Annotated in this window: 19 protein-coding genes and 1 pseudogene; 12 read left to right on the top strand and 8 right to left on the bottom strand. The window is 70.9% G+C overall.

Annotated features, from left to right (window positions below; all coding sequences use genetic code 11):
• The first annotated feature begins 250 nt into the window (after nucleotides 1–250).
• A complete protein-coding gene (locus ABD355_RS14760; RefSeq protein ID WP_344400719.1) occupies nucleotides 251–745 on the top strand; it encodes an LPXTG cell wall anchor domain-containing protein in 495 nt (164 codons plus the stop codon).
• Nucleotides 746–875: 130 nt separating this feature from the next.
• On the opposite strand, the gene ABD355_RS14765 is transcribed toward ABD355_RS14760, so the two are convergent.
• The 3 genes from ABD355_RS14765 to ABD355_RS14775 all read right to left on the bottom strand — a co-directional run bounded on the left by ABD355_RS14765 (nucleotide 876) and on the right by ABD355_RS14775 (nucleotide 2544).
• A complete protein-coding gene (locus tag ABD355_RS14765) occupies nucleotides 876–1430 on the bottom strand; it encodes a hypothetical protein (RefSeq protein ID WP_344400720.1) in 555 nt (184 codons plus the stop codon).
• Between the two features lie 204 nt (nucleotides 1431–1634).
• Nucleotides 1635–2399: a bestrophin-like domain gene (locus ABD355_RS14770; RefSeq protein WP_344400721.1), complete on the bottom strand. Its 765-nt coding sequence runs from the start codon at nucleotides 2397–2399 to the stop codon at nucleotides 1635–1637.
• A 16-nt stretch (nucleotides 2400–2415) separates the two neighbouring features.
• The gene (locus ABD355_RS14775; RefSeq protein WP_344400722.1) at nucleotides 2416–2544 is read right to left on the bottom strand and encodes a hypothetical protein; all 129 of its coding nucleotides are present in this window, start codon (nucleotides 2542–2544) and stop codon (nucleotides 2416–2418) included.
• An 832-nt stretch (nucleotides 2545–3376) separates the two neighbouring features.
• Here ABD355_RS14775 and ABD355_RS14780 point away from each other — a divergent pair.
• The 3 genes from ABD355_RS14780 to ABD355_RS14790 all read left to right on the top strand — a co-directional run bounded on the left by ABD355_RS14780 (nucleotide 3377) and on the right by ABD355_RS14790 (nucleotide 7573).
• Nucleotides 3377–4339, top strand: coding sequence for an SCO0930 family lipoprotein (locus ABD355_RS14780; RefSeq protein ID WP_344400723.1), 963 nt, complete (start codon nucleotides 3377–3379; stop codon nucleotides 4337–4339).
• Nucleotides 4340–4628: 289 nt separating this feature from the next.
• A complete protein-coding gene (locus ABD355_RS14785) occupies nucleotides 4629–5441 on the top strand; it encodes an SAM-dependent methyltransferase (protein ID WP_344400724.1) in 813 nt (270 codons plus the stop codon).
• Nucleotides 5438–7573 carry a putative bifunctional diguanylate cyclase/phosphodiesterase gene (locus ABD355_RS14790; protein WP_344400726.1) on the top strand — a complete coding sequence of 712 codons (2136 nt, stop codon included), beginning with the start codon at nucleotides 5438–5440 and terminating at the stop codon, nucleotides 7571–7573. The genes ABD355_RS14785 and ABD355_RS14790 overlap by 4 nt, the downstream gene beginning before the upstream one ends.
• Nucleotides 7574–7587: 14 nt before the next feature.
• Here the strand turns inward: ABD355_RS14790 and ABD355_RS14795 are convergent, their stop codons facing one another.
• Nucleotides 7588–8802 (bottom strand): outer membrane protein assembly factor BamB family protein, encoded by a 1215-nt coding sequence (locus ABD355_RS14795; protein ID WP_344400727.1) that lies wholly within the window; start codon nucleotides 8800–8802, stop codon nucleotides 7588–7590.
• Between the two features lie 218 nt (nucleotides 8803–9020).
• On the opposite strand from ABD355_RS14795, the gene ABD355_RS14800 reads away from it, so the two are divergent.
• Complete coding sequence (locus tag ABD355_RS14800; RefSeq protein ID WP_425585749.1) at nucleotides 9021–9359, top strand: nuclear transport factor 2 family protein; 339 nt, start codon at nucleotides 9021–9023, stop codon at nucleotides 9357–9359.
• Nucleotides 9360–9380: 21 nt separating this feature from the next.
• Nucleotides 9381–10802 carry a carboxylesterase/lipase family protein gene (locus tag ABD355_RS14805; RefSeq protein ID WP_344400730.1) on the top strand — a complete coding sequence of 474 codons (1422 nt, stop codon included), beginning with the start codon at nucleotides 9381–9383 and terminating at the stop codon, nucleotides 10800–10802.
• A 51-nt stretch (nucleotides 10803–10853) separates the two neighbouring features.
• On the opposite strand, the gene ABD355_RS14810 is transcribed toward ABD355_RS14805, so the two are convergent.
• Together ABD355_RS14810 and ABD355_RS14815 are read right to left on the bottom strand one after the other, a co-directional pair.
• Complete coding sequence (locus tag ABD355_RS14810) at nucleotides 10854–11681, bottom strand: methyltransferase domain-containing protein (RefSeq protein WP_425585737.1); 828 nt, start codon at nucleotides 11679–11681, stop codon at nucleotides 10854–10856.
• A gap of 32 nt (nucleotides 11682–11713) precedes the next feature.
• The gene (locus ABD355_RS14815; protein WP_123969158.1) at nucleotides 11714–12601 is read right to left on the bottom strand and encodes a LysR family transcriptional regulator; all 888 of its coding nucleotides are present in this window, start codon (nucleotides 12599–12601) and stop codon (nucleotides 11714–11716) included.
• A 120-nt stretch (nucleotides 12602–12721) separates the two neighbouring features.
• On the opposite strand from ABD355_RS14815, the gene ABD355_RS14820 reads away from it, so the two are divergent.
• The 5 genes and pseudogenes from ABD355_RS14820 to ABD355_RS14840 form a co-directional block, all read left to right on the top strand.
• Complete coding sequence (locus tag ABD355_RS14820) at nucleotides 12722–13393, top strand: succinate dehydrogenase (protein ID WP_344401219.1); 672 nt, start codon at nucleotides 12722–12724, stop codon at nucleotides 13391–13393.
• A gap of 2 nt (nucleotides 13394–13395) precedes the next feature.
• Nucleotides 13396–15348 (top strand): fumarate reductase/succinate dehydrogenase flavoprotein subunit, encoded by a 1953-nt coding sequence (locus tag ABD355_RS14825; RefSeq protein WP_344400732.1) that lies wholly within the window; start codon nucleotides 13396–13398, stop codon nucleotides 15346–15348.
• The gene (locus ABD355_RS14830; RefSeq protein WP_344400733.1) at nucleotides 15345–16091 is read left to right on the top strand and encodes a succinate dehydrogenase/fumarate reductase iron-sulfur subunit; all 747 of its coding nucleotides are present in this window, start codon (nucleotides 15345–15347) and stop codon (nucleotides 16089–16091) included. The genes ABD355_RS14825 and ABD355_RS14830 overlap by 4 nt, the downstream gene beginning before the upstream one ends.
• Before the next feature lie 337 nt (nucleotides 16092–16428).
• Nucleotides 16429–17202: a GNAT family N-acetyltransferase gene (locus tag ABD355_RS14835; protein ID WP_344400734.1), complete on the top strand. Its 774-nt coding sequence runs from the start codon at nucleotides 16429–16431 to the stop codon at nucleotides 17200–17202.
• Nucleotides 17202–17963, top strand: a pseudogene (locus ABD355_RS14840) (lysophospholipid acyltransferase family protein); the annotation flags it as partial. The gene ABD355_RS14835 and the pseudogene ABD355_RS14840, both read left to right, overlap by 1 nt.
• Here ABD355_RS14840 and ABD355_RS44685 read toward each other — a convergent pair.
• Nucleotides 17937–18401 (bottom strand): STM3941 family protein, encoded by a 465-nt coding sequence (locus ABD355_RS44685; RefSeq protein WP_425585750.1) that lies wholly within the window; start codon nucleotides 18399–18401, stop codon nucleotides 17937–17939. The pseudogene ABD355_RS14840 and the gene ABD355_RS44685 sit on opposite strands and share 27 nt — an antisense overlap.
• 155 nt (nucleotides 18402–18556) lie before the next feature.
• Nucleotides 18557–19312, bottom strand: coding sequence for an MBL fold metallo-hydrolase (locus ABD355_RS14845; protein WP_344400735.1), 756 nt, complete (start codon nucleotides 19310–19312; stop codon nucleotides 18557–18559).
• A 309-nt stretch (nucleotides 19313–19621) separates the two neighbouring features.
• On the opposite strand from ABD355_RS14845, the gene ABD355_RS14850 reads away from it, so the two are divergent.
• Nucleotides 19622–20797: an alanine--tRNA ligase-related protein gene (locus ABD355_RS14850; RefSeq protein ID WP_344401220.1), complete on the top strand. Its 1176-nt coding sequence runs from the start codon at nucleotides 19622–19624 to the stop codon at nucleotides 20795–20797.
• Nucleotides 20798–20870 lie beyond the last annotated feature (73 nt).

Consider the following 20870-nt stretch of genomic DNA (forward strand, 5'->3'; position numbering starts at 1 on the left):
GCGGATGCGAACGGGTGGCACGCCCGAGAGGGGTGCGCCATCCGAGTCGCCGGGGGCAGGAAATTTCTGACGGTCCGTGACCTGCGGATATATGTGATTATCTGCTTATTGCTCGGCGTGTCCTCTCACCAGGACGGACCATCCCCGAAATGCGGGCGCGTGCAGCGCATCTGACTGTCTTTCTGGGAGGCGCTTTCTCGCCGACATTGCCGGGGATACGGGACCCGGGGCGCCTTCCGCGGAGGATCACATGAGTAGTCATCGTGTCCTGGCGGTCTCGGCCGCCGCGGTCGCCGTGCTCGGCCTCGCCGCACCGGCGGCCGTCGCCCGGGACGGCATGAACTTCAATCCCAGCAACATCGTCGCCCTGCCCAGTGTCATCGCCCGTGGCGGGCAGTTGACCATCACCGTCGACGGCTGCCCCGGCGGAGCCACGGCGACCTCGGACGCGTTTCCGAGCACGCCACTGATGACGGTCGCAGGCAGCAACACGGCCAGGGGCACCGCGACGGTGAACCGGGACGCGAGAAACGGAACGCACCCCATCACCGTCACCTGCGGCGGCAAGTCCCTGACCAACCCCGCCGCCTTCACCGTCATCGGCGGTGTCCAGGGCGGCTTCGGCGGCGGCAGCTCCACCGGGGCGACGCAGACCGACGTGGCCATCGGCGGTGGGCTCGTGGCCGCGGCCGTCCTCGCCGGCGGAGCGTTCTGGCTGCGACGGAGGTCCGAGAAGCGGATCTGAGCCTTCCCCCTTCGGAGAGCAGACCGCACATCGGCTTGGCAACGCGGATCGCTCAAGTCCACGGAAAGCACCGCACGTTGAAGGGCCCTCGCCCCGGTTCCGCCACAGGAGCCGGGGCGATGGCCCTTTGTCAGGCACCTTCCTCGCCGCTGCGGCGGCGCGAGAGGTGGTACGCCGCGCCGACCGAGCCCGTGATGAGGGCGAGACCCGTGCCGATCTCCCTGAGGTCGAACCCGGCGATGCTGCCGCCCACACCGGCGTGCACACCCCGGTGGGGGTGCGCCGGAACCGGAATCGGGTCGACCGGCACCGGGCTCGGGTGGTGCGGGCGGCCGCCCACGATGGTCAGATCCGTGGATCCGCTCGCGCCGTCGCAGGAGAACGTCACCTGATACACCGCGCCCGGCTTCGCGTCCCGGTCCACCACCGCCGTCGCCCAGGACCGTCCCACCGGAATGACGACCGTGTCGAAGACCACCGACGTCACCCTCGCAGGCCCCTTGCACTCGCCGTCCCGGTTCACATGCAGCTTGACCTCGCTGCCCGCCGCGGCGGTGGACGGCAGCACGCTGAAGCCGAACGGCGTGATGTCGTGCCCGTCGTCCCGTGCGACGGCGGCGGGTGCGGAGAGGGCGAGGGCGCTGATGCCCAGCAGAGCGGCCGAAGCAATGCGTATCGCGCGCATGGTGGTTCCTCCGGTCCCCGAGGAGCAGTTGCGGACCCGTTCCGCTGTGGGGCTTGAATGCACCTCGATAACCGAAACGCTAGGAACGGGTGTCCGATCGCGCGATCGCTGTAGGGCGAATGGGGCAAACGTATGGGCCACCCAGGGGACGGCGGCGGCGTGGCGCCCTGTCCCCGGGTGGCCCGTCGTGTGAGGGCCTGACCGTCAGCCCCTGATGTGCGGGAAGAGATTGAGGAAGGGTGCCGCCGACGCCGTGATGCCCCGGGTGTAGGGCGCGTCGAAGTCCCAGATGAGGAAGAGCAGGAACGCGATCAGGGCGGAGAACAGTCCCGCCAGGATCAGTTCGCGCATGGTGCGCCGGATCTGCAGCGCGAAGACCATGCCGATGGTGATCACGGCCCCGGCGAGCAGCCCGAACCACACCACGCCCGGCATGGTCGCCCCCATGGAGTCGGCCCGGGCGCTGCGCGCCTGGTCCGCCGCGGTGACCTGGTCGAGGAGCGGCTGGTAGGCCTGGGCCTCGAAGTCGGACTTCGGCTGGTAGTCGGTGACGTCCTGACGGATGCGCTCGAAGAGCTGGTTGCCGCGCGGGGTGACATGCCCCTCGTCGTCCATCACCTTCCACTCGGTGTGCACGACGTGTCCGACATAGGCGTTGACATCGTCCCGAATACGGTCACGGACCTCGGTCGGATAGACCCGCACCCGCTCCGAGATCTCGTGCAGCGCGACCGCCTCCGACTGCACATGGTCCTGGGCGGCGCTGCGCCCCTCCCACACCCCGGCGATGGCCAGGCCCAGGACGATGGCGTACACCACGCCGATCCACATCGTCATGTACTCGATGACGTCCGGGGTCTCGCTGGGGTCCTCGTCCTCGGGCGCGGCCCGGTGCCGTACGAAGGTGACGATGATCACCACGGCGCAGGCGGCCAGCATCGCGAGGGTGAGAACAAGCCATTCCGACAAGAGATTCCTCCAGGAATCAGCGCGGCCGCAGCGCGGCGACGGCGATCAGGGCCGGGACAGTGATGAGCAGGACGAAGGTGAGGGGTGACGGACCGCCGCGCGGCGACCGTTTCGGCGCGGGCGCCCGGTAGCGCGGATAGGCCACCGGCGCCAGGAAGTGACGGGGGGCGGGCTTGGCCGACGGCTTCGGGCCGGGGGCCGGGGGTGGCGCGGCCGGGGGAGTGACAGGCGGCCGCGGTGCCGCGGGCTTCGGAGCAGGCGGGGAAGGCAACGGCGGTTTCGGAGTCGGCTTCGGCGTCGGCTTCGGTGGAGGGGCGGGCGCCGGAGGTGGCGGCTTCGGCTCGGGCGGTGCGGGCCTGGGCGGCGGGGGCGGGGGTGGAGGCGGAGGCGTCGGCGTGGGTACGGGGCAGACCGGCGGAGTCGGCCAGGCGAGGTCCCCGGCAACCGCAACGGCCTGAGTGCCGTCCGGCCCCACCGAGGCATACGCACAGGCATCGGCCGCGGCAACACCGGCCGGCGCCCCCACCAGAGTCCAGGTCAGAGACACCAGGCAGGCCAGACGCGCCCCGAAGGGGCGCGGGGAACTGCGCGACCAGCCAAGACGGCGCCGCCGGCACCAGGCGGCCGATCGCCCCCCGTCCCGCGAAGTGCTGAGCGCCAACCCCCTTGCAGCGAAGCCGGTTTGAGTCGATTCGGGTCCATACACGCCGAAGATCATGAGCCCTCGTTCGCCGGGGCACGCCGTATCGCGCCCCGATTGGCTCGAACGGGGGACGATCCCCGTACGGCGGTTTGATCGCCGCGCACCCCGGCGCACAAAAAGACGCACGCACGTGCGAACCACCGCGCCGGCGTCCCAGGTTCACAAAAGAAATTTGTGAGCCGGTTGAACACAACCGTGGGTCCCATTCGTACCCATGCTCGTGCGGCGACGCAGCAGGGCGCTGCAACACCTTTGCGATAATGGGGAGTTGACGATGAAGACCTCCTGGCGGAGCGCCTCACTCATGGCAAGCGCCGCGGCCGTACTGGCGCTGACGACGGCGTGCGGTCAGGGAAGCGGCACGTCGTCGGTGGGCAGCCAGAACGTGGGTGCCACCGCCCCGGCGGGCGGTTACGGCAGCGTCGGGGCGGCCGGGGCCGGCGCGAGCGCCAGCCCCAGCAATGGCTACGGTGCCGACGGCCAGAACTCCGGGGCCCAGTCCGCGGCCGCGGGCAAGCTCGCCGTCAGCCAGAACGCCGAGCTCGGCAAGGTGCTGACGGACGGCAACGGCATGACCCTGTACCGCTTCGACGAGGACACCGCCGAGCCGCCCAAGTCGAACTGCGACGGCGACTGCGCGAAGGCCTGGCCGCCGGTTGCCGCGAACGACGCCGCGGCCGGTGCCGGCATCGACAAGGCGCTGCTCGGCGAGGTCACCCGGGCCGACGGCACCAAGCAGCTGACCATCGCCGGCTGGCCGGCGTACCGCTATGCGAAGGACACCAAGGCCGGGGACGTCGCCGGTCAGGGCGTGGGCGGCAAGTGGTTCGCGCTGGCCCCCGACGGCAAGAAGGCCACCCTGGCGAGCCTGCCCGGCCTGTCCGTGCGCAAGGACCCCAAGCTCGGTGACATCGTCGTCGACAAGAACGGCATGACGGTCTACCGCTTCCTGAAGGACGTGGCCTGGCCGAAGCCGATCTCCAACTGCACCGGTTCCTGCCTGCAGAAGTGGCCGGCGGTCGGGATCGTCTCGAAGGACGACACCAAGGGCATCGAGAAGAAGGGCCTGATGGGCTTCACCCGGCCCGACGGCGTCAAGCAGATGACCGTCGACTGCTGGCCCGCGTACACGTTCTCCGGCGACACCAAGCCCGGGGACACCAATGGTCAGGGCGTGGGCGGCACCTGGTACGCCATGGCGCCCGACGGAAAGCCGGTCGGCGCGCCGAAGAAGTAGCCATCACCTCCCCAGGGTTGATTGCACCGGACAGCGCGTTCGGCCCCGTCCGCCCCCTCCGCACCGCACGGAGGGGGCGGACCCTTTGGCGTTTTGCCGCCGGGGTCGGGGGCCTGCTGCGGAGCCGCTGATGTCACAGCCCCCGAAAGGCGCAGCTACGGGCGAATGCGGCAAGTGCCGCAGGCAGTGACCGGGAACGGACGGTCAATTTCCGTTTGGGCTCGCCCCGTTGGCGGGCGATCAGTAGCCTCAGCTCGAACACCGGATCGCCTACGCCTTGGAGAGATAGATGGAGCGTCCCGCCTGGGCCCCCCGGAGCATCGACATCTCGGTGCCCAGTGTCTCGCGGATCTACGACTACTACCTGGGCGGTTCGCACAACTTCGAGGTCGACCGGGAGGCGGCCCGCAAGGCGATGCAGTTCATGCCGGGACTCCCGAAGATCATGCAGGCGAACCGGGCGTTCATGCGGCGCGCGGTGCGCTTCGCCGTCGCCGAGGGCATCGACCAGTTCCTGGACATCGGCTCCGGCATCCCCACCTTCGGCAACGTCCACGAGGTGGCACAGTCGGCCGACCCCGGCGCGCGCGTGGTCTACGTCGACCATGACCCGGTGGCCGTCGCGCACAGCCAGGCCGTCCTTGCGGGCAACGAGGGCACGGGAGTCGTCGCCGCCGACCTCCGCAAGCCCCAGGAGATCCTCGCGAGCCCCGAAGTGGAGCGCCTGATCGACCTGAACCGGCCAGTGGCGCTGCTTCTCGTTGCCATACTGCACTTCGTGGAAGACGCGGACGACCCTTACGAGGCGGTGGCTCAGTTGCGCGACGCGCTCGCGCCGGGCAGCCTGCTCGTCCTCACGCACGCCTCGTACGAGGGCATCCCGCTGCCGGCGGAGCGGGCCGAGGGCGCGGTGGACGTGTACAAGGACATCCGCAACCCGCTGATCATGCGTTCGCGCGACGAGATCGCGCGGTTCTTCGAGGGGTACGACATGGTGGAACCGGGACTGGTGGCGCCGCCGCTGTGGCGGCCGCAGGAAGCGCCGGAGGACGAGGATCCTTATGCCTTCTCCGGGTTCGCCGGCGTGGGGCGTACGGCGTGATCGCGGAGGCGGACGGGCAGCAGGACAGACTGCGCAGGTTCGCGACGATCTGGAGCCGGGCGGTGTTCCCGGTGACCTCGACGTCGCTGACCAGGCCGGAGTTCGAGGAACAACTCCTGCCGCTGGCCCGTCGCTTGAGCCAGGCACTGCACACCCGCACCCTCGACACGAACGCGGGCCGGGCGGTCGGTGCCGCCCTGGTCGCCGCGCACTGCACCGACCCGGATGCGCTGGCCCGCACCCTGGACTGCGTCGACGCCTACCTGGTGCTCTACTGCGGTGAGGACGGCGACCAGGAGGAACTGCGGGCGCGTTCCTCGCGGTTGCAGCACGCCATGGCCGCCGGGTTCGCCGAGGCGCTGCGTGAGCGGACGCTGGCCGAGCAGGAGGCGATCTCCGCGGCCGCCCTCCAGGCGCAGGGCGTCGTCGCGCAGGCCCTGCACGCCACCGAGGCCCGCTTCCGCGCGGTCTTCGAAGGTGCGGCCATAGGAATCGGCATCGCCGACCTGGAGGGGCAGATCCTCCAGGTCAACGGCGCGCTGCTGCGCATGTTCGGCATCACGGACGCGATGGCCTACGGCCGCAGGGTCCAGGAGTGGACCCACCCCGAGGACGCGCCACAGACCTGGAAGCTCTACGACGAGCTCGTCCGCGGCGAACGCGAGCACTACCACGTCGAAAAGGCCTTCTACCGCCCCGACGGAACCGTCCTGTGGACCAACCTGACGGTCTCCCTGCTGCGCGACGCGGACGGCGAGCCGCAGTACCAGCTCGCCCTCATGGAGGACACCACCGAGCGCCGGCTGCTCAACCTGCGGCTGCGCTACGAGGCCACGCACGACGCGCTCACCGGCCTGCCCAACCGCACCTTCTTCTTCGAACGCCTGGAGAAGGCGCTGGGCGCCGGCCGGGGCCAGCGCTACGGCCTGTGCTACCTCGACCTGGACGGCTTCAAGACCGTCAACGACAGCCTCGGCCACGCGGCCGGCGACCGGCTGCTCGTCGAGGTCGCCGACCGGCTGCAGGCGTGTGCGACCGCGCCCGGCGAGATGGTCGCGCGGCTGGGCGGCGACGAGTTCGTGGCGCTGACCACCGGCACCGACACCGAGCGCGAGGTCGACGAGCTCGCCGCCCGCATCATGAACGCCCTCATCGCCCCCATCAGCATCGACGGCCGTGAACTGACCGTGCGCGGCTCCATCGGCATCGTCGAGGGCCCGGCGGGCGAGCGCAGCCCGGCGGAGGTGCTGCGCAGCGCCGACATCACCATGTACCGGGCCAAGTCGGCGGGCGGCAACCGCTTCGAACTCGCCGACGAGGAGGCCGACGCCCGCGCCATCACCCGGCACGGCCTGACCACCGCGCTGCCGGCGGCTTTGGACCGGGGCGAGTTCTTCATCGAGTACCAGCCGCTGGTCCACCTCGGCGACGGCAGTGTGCGCGGCGCCGAGGCCCTGGTGCGCTGGCTGCACCCGCAGCACGGCATCCTCGGCCCGGACCGCTTCATCCCGCTCGCCGAACACACCGGCCTGATCGTGCCGCTCGGCCGCTGGGTCCTGGAACAGTCGGTCCGCCAGGCCCGCGAATGGCGAGAACGCTACGACGATGCGGGCCCCCTGCGCATCAACGTCAACCTCTCGCCGTGCCAGCTCACCCACTCCGGCCTGGTCCAGGACACCGTCGACATCCTGGAACGCACGGGCGTCGACCCGGACGCGCTCTGCCTGGAGGTCACCGAGTCCGCGCTGATCGGCGCCGACGACGACCTGCTCAAGCCGCTGCGCCGGCTCGCCGAGATGGGCGTCGACATCGCCCTCGACGACTTCGGCACCGGCTACTCGAACCTGGCGAACCTACGCCGCCTCCCGGTGAGCATCCTCAAGCTGGACCGCTCCTTCACCCAGAGCATGCAGCAGTTCCCGGCGGACCCCGTGGACCTCAAGATCGTCGAGGGAATCGTCTCCCTGGCCCACAGCCTCGACCTGGCGGTCACGGTGGAGGGCGTGGAAACCGGGGCCCAGGCCGAGCAGTTGCGGATACTGGGCTGCGACACGGCCCAGGGCTGGTACTACGCCCGCCCGGGCCCACCGGACCGGCTGCACGAACTGGCCCTGGTGGACGCGACGGGCTGAGTCCCGCCCCGGTCCTAGGGCAGCGGCAGCGAGCGCAGGGAACCGTGGGTACGGGCCATGACGACGACGTGGCCCGTGTCCCCGCCCGGCGCGAGGACCACGGGGTGTTCGCCGCCTCTGGTCTGCGAGTACGCCGCGGACATGCGGGCCGCGGCCGTTCCGGTGCCCTGCGGGCCGGCGTGCAGGTCGATCGATATCAGACGGCCCCGCGTGGACCGGTCGTACTCGGGCGTGAAGGTCACGAACCGTCCGCCGGCCAGGGCGCCTTCCCGGGTGCTCGTGGAGTAGCTCCACAACTTGCGCCCGTGGAGGAGGTCGTAGGCGTTCCAGTCGCCGGCGCCCGGATCCTCCGCGCTGGTCTCGAACAGCATCAGGACGCCGTCGTCGGAGATGAGTCCCCGGGCCGGAAGCCGGCCGCTGTCCCGGGCCGTCGGCAGCGGCTCGAGTGTGGCCGGGTCCAGGCGCCGCACCGGGGGAAAGACGTCTCCGGCGGAGAACGGGCTGCCGGTGCACACCAAGTAGCGCCCGGCGGACAGGAGTTCGGGGCACTCGGTGCCCTGGGGGCTGGTCGCGAGAGCGGCTCCGGAAGCGGCGGAGCGAGCCGTGACCCGGGTGCCGTCGGTGACGTAGACCCGGCCGCCGAAGGCCGCGATGCCCGCTGTCGGGTCGGCGTCCACGGCGTGGTGCCACAGGGCCCTGCCGTCGGACGCGCGGAACGCGGTCAGGACGACGTCGCCCCGTGTCCGGGACGACGCGTCGAGGGCATAGACGGTCCCGCTCGCCGCGCGGATGCCGAAATAGGCGCGGTCCGCGACCAGTCGGTGGGTCCAGGCCGCCTTGCCGGTGCGCAGGTTCGCCGTGCGCAGGACACGGCCCACGCCGGTCACGGCCCGTTCGTCGGCCGCGTCGACGACGAGGTTGTCGCTGCGGCCCTTGCCGGGTCCGGGGACCGTCCAGGTGACCGCGCCGCCGGCACGGGACCGGCCCACGATTCCGCCCGAGCCGGTGCCGCACACGACCTGATGGGCCGTCGCGGCACAGGTTCCCGCGACCTCCTGAGCGGAGACGGACGCCGTCCACGTGCGCCACGGACCCGACACCGGCGTGCGCAGGGCCGAGTCCGTGCTGGCCGCCCCCGACGACTCGTCGGACGACGTGTCTCCCCCCTTCGCACACCCCGAGAGCACCAGCCCGAACAGGACCGCACTCACCACGGCCCCCCGCCGCATCCATCGCATCTTCAGTCCCCCCGTCCCTGAAACCCCATGCTAGGCGGACCCACCGACAGTCGGCCGCTCGCTTGCATGAGCTCACCGCTCCCATAGCCACCTGTACCCCGGCGGCCGTGCAACCCGGTTGCACACGCGCCGGGTTCGGGGGCGAGGATGCGTGGGTGAACGATGAAACCGACGCAGTGAACCAGGCGATCGCGGGCGAACTGCGCCTGATGGATCCCGCCGTCCGCTCCTCCGCCGAAGGCGCCCGTCTGATCGACCCCGAGTTCGTGGAGGTGGGCGCCTCGGGCCGGCGCTACACCTACGAGGAGACGGTCGCGGGGCTGCCCGACAAGCCGGGCAGTTCCGCGCACGGCCCGCGCTACGAGCCCTCGGACATCAAGGGGGTCCTGCTCGCCCCGGGCCTGGTGCACCTCACGTTCGAGACCGTCTTCGACGGCCGACGGGCCCGCCGCAGCTCCCTGTGGCGCAAACGGGACGAGGAGACGGGCTGGCGTATGTACTACCACCAGGGCACGCCGGTGCCTGCGGATTCTCCGCGGGGAGAGTGACAGATGGTGAAGGAAGGGCGTATGGAGCCGGTTGCGGTGACCTCTGCGGGGGCCGTCCGGGGGGTGTCCGAGAACGGGATCGTACGGTTTGTGGGTATTCCCTTCGCCGCCGCCCCGGAAGGCGCGTTGAGGTTCCAGCCCCCCGTGCAGGCGCCCGGCTGGGACGGCGTTCGCGACGCGGTCGCCTTCGGCGCGGCCCCTCCGCAACTGGCCCCGGTCCCAGGGGCACCGGCCCAGTGGCAGCCCGGCGACGGGCTCGACTGCCTGACCGTCAACGTATGGACGCCGGACCCGGCCACGACCGGCCTTCCCGTCATGGTGTGGATCTACGGCGGCCTCTGGAAGCACGGCGCTGCCCGCATGCCCCAGTACGACGCCGGCACGCTGGCCGGTTCCGGGGTGGTCGTGGTGACCTTCAACTACCGCGTCGGCTTCGAGGGCTTCGGACATCTGCCCGGCACCGCGGACAACCGCGGGCTGCGCGACCAGATCGCCGCCCTGGAATGGGTGCAGGGCAACATCGCCGCCTTCGGGGGCGACCCCGCCAACGTCACGGTCTTCGGTCAGTCCGCCGGCGCCGCCTCCACCGTCCTGCTCACGGCCGCACCGGCGGCACGGGGCCTGTTCCGGCGCGCGATCGCCCAGAGCATCCCGTCCGGCATCCGCACCGCCTCCGAGGCCGCGGCCGTCACCGCCACGATCGCGGCGGCCGCCGGTATCCCGGCCACCCGGGAAGCCTTCGCCGCGCTGGCGCCCGAGGCCATCCTGGCCGTCCAGGACGAGCCGCTGCGCGGCCGTGAAGGGTTCACCGCGTTCGCCCCCGTCATCGACGGCGACCTCGTCACCGGTCCGCCCTGGACGGCACTGCGGTCGGGCTCCGGCCGGGACGTCGACCTGATCTGCGGGTTCACCCACGAGGAGTACCGGGGCCAGGGCCCGTTGCCCCCGGCAGGAGTCGACCTGGCGGTCGTCGCCGAAGCGGTCGGGCTCGACAGGGACGCGGCCGACGCCTACCGCCGGGTCTGTCTCGGCCTCGGCGACGTCGACCTGTTCACGGTGATGCTGTCCGACGCGCTCATCCGGATGCCGACGACCTGGGTCGCAGAGGCCCATGCCGGTGCGGGCGGCCGGACCTGGCTCTACGACTTCGCCTGGCGTGGTCCCGCACTCGGCGCAGCGCACGGCGTGGACGTGCCCTTCGTCTTCGGAAACGCCACGAGCCGCCCGGCCGCCCGCTTCCTCGGCTCCCCGCCACCCGCCGACTTCACGGACCTGTCCGAGAGCATCCGCACCTCCTGGACGTCCTTCGCCACCACCGGTGACCCGGGCTGGCCCCGCTTCACCCCCGACCACCCCACCACCCGAACCTGGCAGACGCCCCCCAGCGACGGCCCGTACCCTCTGTCGCCCCTCAGGACCATCTGGCAGAACGTCAAACGGTGACACCTCCTGCCCTGCTGCCCGGTGTACGCAGCAGGGCTCTTGGCGTTGGCGTCAAGCCCGGCCACGGGCCATCAGGGCCGCATGAGGCAGCACCAGTGCACCGCCCGGACCGGCAAACTCCGCGCACAACGACTCGAAGTGGCTTTTGATCTCGGCAACGACTGCCGGATCCTGACTCGTCACGATCTGGCCGATCGTCGCCACGCCCGCGGCGGGACCGCTCCACCACTCCTCAAGCGTCGTCCGGTGGTCCCACGTCAAGGTCTCGCAGACCACGTCCGTCAGACCTGCCTCACCGAGCAACGCGGCGAAGCCCTCTTCCGTACGGAGGAAGTCGTCTTCGGGAGCAAGAGCCGGCAGGTGAGCCGGGCGCGTGACTCCTGCCGCTCCGACAGCCCTGCCGAGCAGGGCCTGCCCGGGGGCCGGGGGGACCGGCCAGATGGTGACGGCCATCCGCCCGCCCGGCCGGGTCACCCGTCGCAACTCCGCCAGGGCTTCCCGAGGCCGTCCGACGTGGTTGAGGACGAAGTTGCCCACCACGGCATCGAACTCATGGTCGGCGAAGGGCAAGCCGGGCAGCGCAGCAAGCCGCACGTCGGCGTCCGGAGCCGCCCGAGCGGCCAGGGCGACCATGGCGGGTTCGGCATCCACCGCCGTCACCTTCGCTCCCCACTCACACGCCACGGCGGCAGCGGTGCCCGTGCCCGTCCCCACATCGAGCACCCGTACGCCCTCCCTGACCCCGGCAGCGTCGAGGAGCCAAGGCACCGGATACGCGCAGAGTTTGGCGAAACTCGCGGCATAGGCATCGGCCTGCCCCGCCCACGCCCGCCGCTCGGACTCGTCGAACGCCGTCTGCACCACTCGTCCACTCCCCATTCGACAGTGACATCGCCCTGCGATGCGTCTGCTCACCGCTCCAACAGCATCCGCTGCAATTCCCGAGCCGCCCGTGGCGGAGCCACATCGCTGCGATGGGCCAGCGCGATCGTACGGTGCAGGCCGGGGCGGGCCAGCGGGGTGACCCGTAGGCCCCGCCCGGAGCGTGTGGCGACCATGCGGGGGACGACGGCCACGCCGAGCCCGGCCCGGACGAAGCCCAGCACCGCGTCCATCTCACCGCCCTCCACCGCGAAGTCCGGCTCGAAGCCTTCGGCGCGGCAGGCGGCCACGGTCAGTTCGCGCAGGTCGTAGCCGTGCCGGAACATGACAAGGGGTTCGCTCTCCAGGTCGGCGATGCGGACCGTGCGCCGGCCCGGGCCGGCGGGTGCGGGCGACTCCGGGGACGACACCACCACCAGGTCCTCGCGCAGCAGCTCCACCGTCGTGAGCGCCGGGGACGGTGTCGGCAGCGGCAGCACGACCAGGGCGAGGTCGAGGGCGCCGCGGGCGAGTTCCCGTACGAGATCGTGGGAGCCCCCTTCCTCGATCAGCAGCCGGATGCCGGGGTAGCGGTCGTGGAAGGCGCGCAGGACGTCGGGCAGCAGGCCCGTGCACAGGCTCGGGGTCGCGCCCAGCCGGACCCGGCCGCTGCGCAGCTGCACCAGCTCCTGCACCTCGTGCCGGGCCGTGTCCGCGTCGGCGAGGATACGGCGGGCCAGCGGCAGCAGCGCCTCGCCCGCGTCGGTGAGCGTGATGTTGCCGCGCGCCCGTAGGAACAGATCGGCCCCGAGCTCTCGCTCCAGCGCCTTGATCTGCTGGGACAGGGACGGCTGCGCGACATGGACCAGGTCCGCGGCCCGGGTGAAGTGCCGGGTCTCGGCGACCGCCACGAAGTACTGGAGCTGCTGGAACTGCATCCTCGTACGATAGCCGCTTCCTATGGAATCAAGCCGGACCATGTCTTGGACCGATCGGGACCTTGGGCCCTAGCGTCTTGAGTCATGGCTCTGGCAACGCGGACGGACCGACGGCCGTCGATGGCGCGCACGGTGTGGGACAGCTCCGTCGGCAAGAAGACGGTGATGGCCGTCAGCGGCATCATCATGCTGCTGTACCTGGTCGCCCATGTGATCGGCAATCTGAAGATTTTCTTCGGGGCCGGCGAGTTCAACCACTACGCGCACTGGCTGCGCACCGTGGGCGAGCCGTTCATGCACTACGAGTGGACGCTGTGGCTGGTCCGCGTGGTGCTGATCGTCGCCGTCGTCGCACACGCCGTCTCCGCGTACCAGCTCAGCCGCCGCGACATCAAGGCACGGCCCAGCAAGTACGTGCACAAAAGGGCGAAGGCGAGCTACGCGACGCGCACCATGCGCTGGGGCGGGATCATCCTCGGCCTGTTCATCGTGTGGCACATCCTGGACCTGACCACCGGCACCGTGCACTCGGGCGGCTTCCAGGAGGGCCACCCGTACCAGAACGTCGTGGACACCTTCTCCACCTGGTACGGCAACGTCATCTACATCGTCGCGATGCTCGCGCTCGGCCTGCACATCCGGCACGGCTTCTGGAGCGCCGCCCAGACCCTCGGCGTCGGCAGCCGCAGCCGCGACCGCGCGCTCAAGACCGTCGCCAACGTCCTCGCACTGCTGCTCACGGCCGGTTTCATCGCCGTACCCGTGGGCGTCATGACCGGAGTGGTGAGCTGAACATGACCGCTGAGTACGTGGACTACACGACCGGTGAGCCGGTCGTCGACGCCAAGGCGCCCGCCGGGCCGATCAACGAGCGCTGGGACAAGCGCCGTTTCGAGGCCAAGCTGGTCAACCCGGCCAACCGGCGCAAGCACACGGTGATCGTGGTGGGCACAGGTCTCGCGGGCGGCTCCGCCGGCGCGACGCTCGCCGAACAGGGCTACCACGTCGTCCAGTTCTGCTACCAGGACTCCCCGCGCCGCGCCCACTCCATCGCCGCGCAGGGCGGCATCAACGCCGCCAAGAACTACCGCAACGACGGCGACTCCATCCACCGCCTTTTCTACGACACCGTCAAGGGCGGCGACTTCCGCGCCCGGGAGTCGAACGTGCACCGGCTCGCGCAGATCTCCGTGGAGATCATCGACCAGTGCGTGGCACAGGGCGTGCCCTTCGCCCGGGAGTACGGCGGCCTGCTCGACACCCGCTCCTTCGGCGGCGTACAGGTCTCGCGGACCTTCTACGCCCGCGGACAGACGGGCCAGCAGCTGCTGCTCGGCGCCTACCAGGCCCTGAGCAGGCAGATCGCCGCAGGCAACATCGAGATGCACCCGCGCACCGAGATGCTCGACCTGATCGTCGTCGACGGCAGGGCGCGCGGCATCGTGGCCCGCGACCTGATCACCGGCCGCATCGACACCTACTTCGCGGACGCCGTCGTCCTGGCGAGCGGCGGCTACGGCAACGTCTTCTATCTGTCGACGAACGCCATGAACTCCAACGCCACCGCCATCTGGCGGGCCCACCGGCGGGGCGCCTACTTCGCCAACCCCTGCTTCACCCAGATCCACCCCACCTGCATCCCGCGCACCGGCGACCACCAGTCCAAGCTCACCCTGATGAGCGAGTCGCTGCGCAACGACGGGCGGATCTGGGTGCCCAAGGCCAAGGGTGACGACCGGCCGCCGAACAAGATCCCCGAGGACGAGCGCGACTACTACCTGGAGCGCATCTACCCCTCCTTCGGCAACCTGGTCCCACGCGACATCGCCTCCCGCGCCGCCAAGAACGTCTGCGACGAGGGCAGGGGAGTGGGCCCCGGCGGGCAGGGCGTCTACCTGGACTTCGCCGACGCCATCAAGCGGATGGGCCGCAAGGCGGTGGAGGAGAAGTACGGCAACCTCTTCGACATGTACGCGCGGATCACCGCCGAGGACCCGTACACCGTCCCGATGCGGATCTACCCCGCCGTGCACTACACGATGGGCGGACTGTGGGTCGACTACGACCTGCAGACCACCGTCCCGGGCCTGTTCGCGATCGGCGAGGCCAACTTCTCCGACCACGGCGCGAACCGCCTCGGCGCCTCCGCACTGATGCAGGGCCTGGCCGACGGCTACTTCGTGCTGCCGGCGACCATCAACGACTACCTCGCCCGCAACCCCCACCACGAGCCGGTCACCGTCCGGCACCCGGTCGTCCAGGAGGTGTTGGCGGAGACCCAGGACCGCCTCAACCTCCTGCTGTCGGTCGACGGCGACCGTACCCCCGACTCCTTCCACCGCGAAGTGGGGGAACTCATGTGGGAGTTCTGCGGGATGGCCCGTACGGACTCCGGTCTGCGCAAGGCGCTGGAGCGCATCCCGCAGATCCGCGAGGAGTTCTGGCGGCGCATCAAGGTGCCCGGCACCGGTGAGGAGTTCAACCAGTCGCTGGAGAAGGCCAACCGCATCGTCGACTACCTCGAACTCGCCGAGCTGATGTGCCTGGACGCGCTGCACCGGGCGGAGTCCTGCGGCGGCCACTTCCGCGAGGAGTCCCAGACGCCGGACGGTGAAGCCGCCCGGCGGGACGACGAGTTCGCGTACGCGGCCGCCTGGGAGTTCACCGGCACCGGCGAGGCCCCGATCCTGCACAAGGAAGACCTGGTCTTCGAGTACGTCCACCCCACTCAGCGGAGCTACGCATGAAGCTCACCCTGCGCGTCTGGCGGCAGCAGAACGCCGACGCCGAAGGCGCCATGTCCACGTACGAGGTGGACGGCATCTCCTCCGACATGTCGTTCCTGGAGATGCTCGACACCCTCAACGAGGAGCTCATCCTCAAGGGCGAGGACCCGGTCGCCTTCGACCACGACTGCCGCGAGGGCATCTGCGGTGCGTGCTCGCTCGTCATCAACGGCGACGCGCACGGGCCCGAGCGCACCACCACCTGCCAGCTGCACATGCGGTCCTTCCAGGACGGCGACACGATCGACATCGAGCCCTGGCGGGCCTCCGCCTTCCCGGTGATCAAGGACCTGGTGGTGGACCGGTCGGCGTTCGACCGGATCATCCAGTCCGGCGGCTACATCACCGCCCCGACCGGCTCCGCGCCCGAAGCCCACGCCACCCCCGTGCCCAAGCCGGACGCCGACTTCGCCTTCGAGCACGCCGAGTGCATCGGCTGCGGGGCGTGCGTGGCGGCCTGCCCGAACGGGGCGGCGATGCTGTTCACCTCCGCCAAGATCAACCATCTGAACGTGCTGCCGCAGGGTGCGCCCGAGCGTGAGACGCGGGTGCTGGACATGGTGGCGCAGATGGACGAGGAGGGCTTCGGCGGCTGCACCCTGACCGGGGAGTGTGCGACCGCCTGCCCGAAGGGCATTCCGCTGGTGTCCATCACGAGCATGAACAAGGAGTGGCTGCGGGCGACTCGGAAGGTCGCGCGGTAGCGCCGTAGGGGAGACGGTCGTCGGGCGGCTGCCGGTGGTCCGTGGTTGCTCGCGCCCGCGCGGCGGAGCCGCATATCGATGCAGCCCCGCGCCCCTTGCGGGGCGCTGTAGTGAACGTTCGCCGAAATTGTGCGGACGGGCGGGGCCGGGAGTGGTGCTCCCCGGCCCCGTCTCGCATGAGGCACCCCTTGAGCGAGTCGTTCAACAAGCCCACACCCGCTCTCTCTGCGCCGGACACGCGAAGGTCAGTCGGCATCGGAAGAACAGGGGCGGCAGATCACGCGCCAACGGTCTGCTCCCGCTCCGCCGTCCCCCGGCAGCCGACCTGGAGAGAGCCATGACCGGCGTCACCACTCTGGACCGTCCCCCGAAGCCCGCCGCACCCGCCCGCTACACCGTGTCCCTCGCCCGCGACGAGGCCGACGTGCGCGCCGCGCAGCGGCTGCGGTACGAGGTCTTCGCCGGCGAGATGGGGGCCCTGCTGGCCACCCCGCAGCCCGGCCACGACATCGACGCCTTCGACGCGTACTGCGACCACCTGCTGGTACGGGAGGAGACGACCGGCCAGGTCGTCGGCACCTACCGGCTGCTGCCGCCGGAGCGCGCCGCGGTCGCCGGACGGCTGTACTCCGAGGGCGAGTTCGACCTGACGGCGCTCGACTCGATCCGCCCCGGCCTGGTCGAGGTCGGCCGTTCCTGCGTCCACCCCGACCACCGCGACGGCGCCGTCATCAGCCTCATCTGGGCCGGCATCGCCCGCTACATGGTGGACCGCGGCCACGAGTGGCTGGCCGGCTGCTGCTCCGTCCCGCTCGCCGACGGCGGCGCGCTCGCCTCCGCCACCTGGGAGAAGGTACGGGGCAAGTACCTGGCCCCGGAGGAGTACCGGGTACGGCCGCTGCTGCCCTGGGTCCCGGCCGCCGCGACCCCGGCCGCCGCCTCCGCCGAACTGCCCGCCCTGCTGCGCGGCTACCTGCGCCTCGGCGCCTGGGTGTGCGCACAGCCCGCCCACGACCCGGACTTCGGGGTCGCCGACCTGTATGTGCTGCTGTCCATGCGCCGGGTCAACCCGCGCTATCTGCGGCACTTCCTCTCCCTCGTGCCGGCCTGATGAGCGTCTGGCAACCCAGCGCGCCCTGCACCCCCGAGGCGTGCATCGAGGCGAGGGGGTCCGCCGCGGCCGTACCCCGTGCCGTGCTGCGGATGGCGGCAGTCGTGGCCCTGGTGCTCGCCGGGGTCGTGCTGTCGCCGCTCGGCGGGAGGATCCCCGCCGGGCTGGTGAAGCGGTGGTGCCGGTGGATCGTGCGGGCCGCAGGGGTCCAGGTCCGTGTCACCGGCACCGCCGCGCCCACCGGCGGCCTGCTCGTGGTCGCCAACCACATCTCCTGGCTGGACATCCCGCTTCTCGCCGCCGTCCGCCCGGCCCGCATGCTCGCCAAGTCCGACATCCGGGACTGGCCCGTGGCCGGCCCGCTCGCGGCCCGCGGCGCCCTTTTCATCGACCGCAACCGGCTGCGCGCCCTGCCGGAAACCGTCGCCCGCATCGCGGACGCGCTGCGCGACGGTCAGGCCGTCGGGGTCTTCCCCGAGGGCAGCACCTGGTGCGGACGCGCTCAGGGCACCTTCCGTCGCGCCGTCTTCCAGGCCGCCCTCGACGCGGGCGTTCCCGTACAGCCGGTATGCCTGCGCTACCGGATCGCCGGGGGTACGGCCAGCACGGCGCCCGCCTTCATCGGCGACGACTCGCTGCTCGCGTCGGTCTGGCGGGTGGTGTCGGTGCGGGGCCTGGTGGCCGAGGTCGACGTACGGGACGCCCTCGCGCCCGGCAGCCACCCGGACCGCCGCTCACTGGCCCGCGCCGCCCAGCCGGGGGCAGTGGCGCCCCATCGCCTCCAGGACCGCCTCGGGCGGCACCGGAAGGGTGTTCGTGGCCAGGACGGCCGGACCGAAGCCGAGTCGTGCGTTCATGGACGCGGTGCTGCGGACGAGCTTGGACGCCCGGGCGAGATAGGCGTTGGGGTCGTGCAGCACCAGCTCGATGAACAACTGCGAGGTGGTGCGTACCCGCTGCTCGCGTATCCGCACGGCGGCTATCTCGTCCCAGCCGAACCGGCCGAGCCGCACGTGGTCCACTCCCGCGTCGTCCAGCACCAGCTCCGGCCGGTCGCGCAGCAGGCGCTGGAGGATGAGTACCGAGCACAGTCCGAAGAAGGGCACGGCCAGCGCCCCCGCCACAGTCATCTTCAGGGTGCTGTGGGCGACCAGGAAAACCATGCCCAGAGCGACGAAGACGAGAGAGCCGGCCAGCATGGCCCACGCGCGCCCCTTGGCGAGCGGATAGACCGTCGGTGGCAGCGGAACGCTGTTTCTGATCACGAGCTCAGACGATAGGACCAGAGCCCTCGCCTGCGGAAGCCTCGAAGAGGCTCGCGCCGGCCGCCCGGCCCCTCCTGAAGCGCCCGGAGTCAGGAGGCCGTCCCGGTGATCTCGGTGACCAGGTCCGGGGTGGCGAGGCCGGCCGGCTGCTCGAAGAACTCCGCGGCCGCCTCGCGTGCGGCCGCGGGATCCGTGCCCGGCCACAGGTGGGTGAGCAGGAGCCGGGCGGCGCCCGCCTGTCGGGCGTACTGCCCGGCCAGCCGTGCGGTCAGCAGGTAGGGCGCATCGGCGGCCGGCACCTCGTGGACGTAGGTGGCCTCCGACAGGAACAGGTCGGCGCCTTCGGCGAGGTGCACGATGTCGGCGCTGGGGCCGGTGTCGCCGGTGTAGGCGAGCACGCCCTCCGGGGTGCTGAGCCGGATGCCGGCATTGGGCACGAAGTGCGGCAGCAGCCAGGTGTGGGCGGTGAACGGGCCAAGGGCGAAACGGTCCCCGGGAGCGAACTCGTGCAGGCGGTACGCCGACGCGAGCATGCGCGGCTTGTCGAGGGCCAGCACCGCGTCGAGGGCCCCGTGCGGGGCGTACACCGGCAGGGCCGGCGGAGGATCGTCGCTCAGTCCGCGGGCCCGGAGCAGGGGATTGAGGTCGGCGCAGTGGTCGGGGTGCCCGTGGCTGACCAGCACGGCGTCGACCGCGTCCATGGTGTGGTGGTGCAGCAGGCGGGGCAGAGTGGCGTAGCCGGGATCGACCAGCAGACGGAACCCGTCGTACTCGACGAGATAGCCGCTGCACGCCTGCACCGCCGTGGGCCACGCGCCACACCCCCCGAGAACCGTCAGTCGCATGTCACGAGACCCTAACCACTCGCACGGCACGTGACCCACCGCGGGGCCGGAAACTCGGAAGACGGGCCGTACCGCCCCCTGTTAGCGTTCCTTCCATGAAGGTCAGGACCTGCTGTATCCACACCGCAGCCGCGCGAGCGACCAGCTCCCCGGCTGCCGACGCCTGACCTCTCCACCTTTCCCCGGCGGCCGGAAACGGACCGCCGGGATGTGGTGTCACCCCTCTGCGCAGCCTCGCCGGGCTCACAGGCTGCTCCCGCGGTCCCTTCCGTCCCCCACGACCCGAAGGAACATGCCATGGGCACCACCATGAACACCGACCAGACCGTACGCACGTTCACCGACTTCTACCGTGAACGCGGCCACCACCTCATCACCGGAAGCTCCCTGCTGCCGCCGCCCACGGATCCGGTGCTGTTCACCACCTCCGGCATGCACCCCCTCACGCCCCACCTCCTGGGCCGCCCCCATCCCCAGGGACGGCGCCTGATCAACGTCCAGCGCTGCCTGCGCACCACCGACCTCGACGAGGTCGGCGACCGCACCCATCTGACGGTCTTCGAGATGCTCGGCTCGTGGTCGCTCGGCGACTACGGCCACTCACAGAGCCTGCGCTGGGGGTACGAGCTGCTGCGCGACGGATTCGGCATCCCGCAGGAGCGGCTGTACGTCACGGTCTTCGGTGGCGACGGCCAGGTCGGCCCCGACACCGAATCACTGCGCACCTGGCGGGAGTTGGGACTGCCCGTCGAGCTGACGGACGACGAGAACTGGTGGTCCAACGGCCCGGTCGGCCCCTGCGGCCCGGACTCGGAGATCTTCGTCTGGACCGGCGAGAAAGGCACCCCGCCCCAGGGCACCCCCACCACCGACCCGCGCTGGGTGGAGATCTGGAACCACGTCAACATGCGCTACCGGCGCAACGAGGACGGCACCCTCGAACCCCTGCCCCAGCCCGGCATCGACACCGGCATGGGCCTGGAACGCCTCACGACCGTTCTGCAAGGCCACCGTTCGGTCTACGACACGGACCTGTTCGAACCGTGGATGCGTATGCTCCCGCCGCTGTGGGACCTGGACGAGCCCCCCACCCGTCTCGTCAGCGACCACCTGCGCTCGAGCATCGTCGTACTGGGCGACGGTGTACGCCCGTCCAACACCGGCCGCGGCTATGTACTGCGCCGCCTCGTCCGCCGTCTCCTCACCACACTGCGCCGCGACGACCCCTCGCGCACCCTGACGGACCTGCCCCTGGAACTCGTGGACCACACCCTGAACCACTTCCACCAGCCCTGCCGCACCGACACCGTCCGCACCCTGCTCCTGGACGAGGAGCACCGCTTCACCAAGCTCCTCGAACGAGGCCAACGCATCCTGTCCCGCCCGCAGTTCAAGGTCCCGCTGAGCGAGGAGGACTACCGCTACCTCCACGACACCCACGGCCTGCCGCGCGACCTGGTGGCCGGTCTGCTGACCGACGAATGACGGCGGTGACCCGGTCTGCTGGGTCGGTGCGTGGCCGCCGATGCACTCCGGGTGAGGTCCCGTCGGCCCTCTA

This window comes from Streptomyces longisporus (genome assembly GCF_039532765.1).
Lineage (GTDB): Bacteria > Actinomycetota > Actinomycetes > Streptomycetales > Streptomycetaceae > Streptomyces > Streptomyces longisporus.